Origin of the sequence: Verrucosispora sp. SN26_14.1 (genome assembly GCF_004307965.1) — a bacterium.
In the GTDB taxonomy this organism is placed as follows: Bacteria; Actinomycetota; Actinomycetes; order Mycobacteriales; family Micromonosporaceae; genus Micromonospora.
Map to the genome: position 1 here is coordinate 1 of NZ_SISL01000618.1, position 2,813 is coordinate 2,813.

General features: G+C 74.2%; 3 protein-coding genes. All 3 read left to right on the plus strand.

Annotation, left to right across the window (positions count from 1 at the left end; genetic code table 11):
- Nucleotides 1-79 precede the first annotated feature (79 nt).
- The gene (locus EYA84_RS30000; RefSeq protein WP_131057505.1) at nt 80-634 is read left to right on the plus strand and encodes an NADH-quinone oxidoreductase subunit J; all 555 of its coding nucleotides are present in this window, start codon (nt 80-82) and stop codon (nt 632-634) included.
- Nucleotides 631-1,005: an NADH-quinone oxidoreductase subunit NuoK gene (gene nuoK / locus EYA84_RS30005; RefSeq protein WP_131057507.1), complete on the plus strand. Its 375-nt coding sequence runs from the start codon at nt 631-633 to the stop codon at nt 1,003-1,005. The genes EYA84_RS30000 and nuoK overlap by 4 nt, the downstream gene beginning before the upstream one ends.
- The coding region (locus EYA84_RS30010) for an NADH-quinone oxidoreductase subunit L (RefSeq protein ID WP_131057509.1) at nt 1,002-2,813 on the plus strand (1,812 nt) is incomplete at its 3' end. The genes nuoK and EYA84_RS30010, both read left to right, overlap by 4 nt.

Genomic DNA, 2,813 nt, shown 5'->3' on the forward strand with positions numbered 1-2,813 from the left:
CCGCCCGCCCACCCGCCGCCGAGCCCGGCGCCGCAGGTGCGGGTACGCCCGAGACCGATGCCGGGGAAGGCACTCCCGCGTGACCGGCGTGGACGCCCTGCTGCTCGCCCTCGGTGCGGTGGCGGTCGGGTCGGGGGTGCTGGTGGTGGCGACCAGCCATCTGGTCCGGGCCGGGCTCTATCTGGTGGTCTGCCTCGGCGCGCTGGCCGGGATGTACCTGGTGCTCTCCGCCGAGATGGTGGCCTGGGTGCAGGTGCTGATCTACGTCGGCGCGGTGGTGGTGCTGCTGCTGTTCGCGGTGATGCTGACCCGGGCACCGATCGGCGCCTCGGACGACCTGGACCGGCCCGGCTGGCCGGCCGCGCTGATCGGCGGTGGCGTCGGGCTCGGGCTGTCGGCCCTGCTCGTCGACGCGTACCGCTGGACCGCCGTGGAACTGCCCGGGCCGGGCAACGCCGAGCGCATCGGTGAGCAGGTCTTCGGAAGCTGGGTGCTGCCGTTCGAGGTGCTCTCCGTACTGCTGCTCTCGGCGTTGGTCGGTGCGATCGTGCTGTCCCGGCCGGACATCGGTCGGGCACCGCGTGACAGGGAATCGGCGTCCGGCGGCGACGTGTCGGAGGGGCGGTCGCGGTGAGACCGGTCATCCCGTACGTCACCGCCGCCCTGCTGTTCGGCCTCGGCGTCTACGGCGTCCTGCGGCGGCGTAACGCGGTGCTGGTGCTGATGGCCGTGGAGCTGATGCTCAACGCGGTGAACCTGATCCTGGTCACCGCCGACACCACGGCCAAGGCGCTGCTGCCGCACGGCGGGCAGGTCTTCGCCCTCTTCGTGATCGTGCTGGCCGCCGCCGAGATCGGGGTGGGGCTGGCGATCGTGCTCCAGCTCTATCGGATGCGGGCCAGCGTGGCGGTGGACGAGATCCCGCTGGCCGAGCGCCCGGCCGACGAGCCGACGCCGGTCGTCGCCGGTCCGGCCGGTGACGTGGTCGCGGAGGGGGAGCGGTGAGCACCACGACGTTGCTGGGTGTGCTGCTGCCGGTGGTCCCGCTGGTCGCCGGCCTGACCGGCCTGCTGCTGCCGCCCTCGCCGCGCGGCTCCGCCCTCGGTGCCGATCCGGCCCGCCGGACCGCCGTCGCCCTCGGCGTGACCGGTGCGGCCGGTGCTCTCGCGTTGGCGGTCGCCCTGCTGGTCACGCTGGACGGCCCGGTGGAGGCGTCGACCACCTGGATCGACTTCGGCGGTCTCGCCGTCACCCTCGGGGTACGCCTCGACGGGGCCGCCGCGCTGGTCGCCGTCGCGGTCACCGCCGTCGCCCTGGCCGTGCAGGTCTACTCGACCGGTTACCTGAGCGGTGGCCCGCGCGAGGACGGGGACGTCGACCATCGCTACCCGCCGTACGCGGCCCAGATCAGCCTCTTCACCGCCGCGATGCTGCTGGTGGTGGTCTCCGGGGACCTGATCCTGCTGCTGGTCGGCTGGGAGGTGATGGGTCTCTGCTCGTACCTGCTCATCGCCCACGACCGGCGGCTGCCGGAGGCCCCGGCCGCCGCGATGAAGGCGTTCCTGGTGACCCGGGTCGGCGACGTCGGCTTCCTGCTCGGCATCGCGCTGCTCGGCGTCTCGGCGGGCAGCTTCCGGATCCACGACGTGCTCGCCCACTCCCACAGCACCACCACGCTCACCGCCGCCTGTCTGCTGCTGCTCGCCGGGGTGGCCGGCAAGAGCGCCCAGTTCCCGCTGCACACCTGGCTGCCCGACGCGATGGCCGGCCCGACCCCGATCTCCGCGTTGATCCACGCCGCGACCATGGTCGCCGCCGGTGTGTACGCGGTCACCCGGCTGTGGCCGCTGTTCGAGGCGACGCCGGTCGCGCTGGCCGTGCTCGGCGTGATGGCGTCGGTGACGCTGCTGCTCGGTGCGCTGGCCGCCACCGCACAGGACGACATCAAGCGGGTGCTGGCCTGGTCCACGGTCTCCCAGCTCGGCTACATGACCGGTGCGCTGGCCGTCGGCTCGCCGCCCGCCGCCCTGTTCCACCTGCTCACCCACGCCGCGTTCAAGGCGCTGCTCTTCCTCGCCGCCGGTGCGGTGATCCACAGCGTCGGCACCGCGCTGATGTCCCGGATGGGCGGGCTGCGGCACACCATGCCGGTCACCTTCTGGTGCATGCTGATCGGGCTGGGCGCGCTGGCCGGCGTACCGCCGCTCTCCGGGTTCTGGAGCAAGGAGGGCGTGCTGGCCGCTGCCGCCGACGGCGTGCTCGGTGGTGGCCCGGCCCCGAGCTGGGTGGGATGGCTGGTGCTGGTCTCCGGGCTGGTCGGGGTGGCGATCACCGCCTGGTACGCCACCCGACTGCTGCTGCGGGCCTTCTTCGGCACGCTGCGCACCCCGCAGCTCCCGCCGCACGATCCGCCCGCCGCCCTGCGCTGGCCGTTGCTGCTGCTCGCGGTGCCGGCGGCCCTGCTCGGCCTGGTCGGCTTCTCGCCCTGGTTCACCGACCGGTTGCTCTCCGGCGCTCCCGGCGGGCTGGGCGTGCCGGAGCTGGTGCACATCGGGCCGCTGATGCTGCTGCCGCTGGCGCTGCTGCTGGTCGGGGTGGCCCTGGCCTGGCGGCGTGATCCGGCGGTCGACCCGGCCACCACGCTGGGTCCGCTGCGGCCGGTCCTCGCCCGCGCGTTCCGGCTCGACGACGTCCAGGACGCCCTGGTGGTACGCCCGACGACCGCGTTGGGTCGGCTGGCCCGTACCGCCGACGAGCGGGTGGTGGACGGCGCGGTCACCGGCACCGGGCGGGCGGCCCGCGCGCTCGGCGGC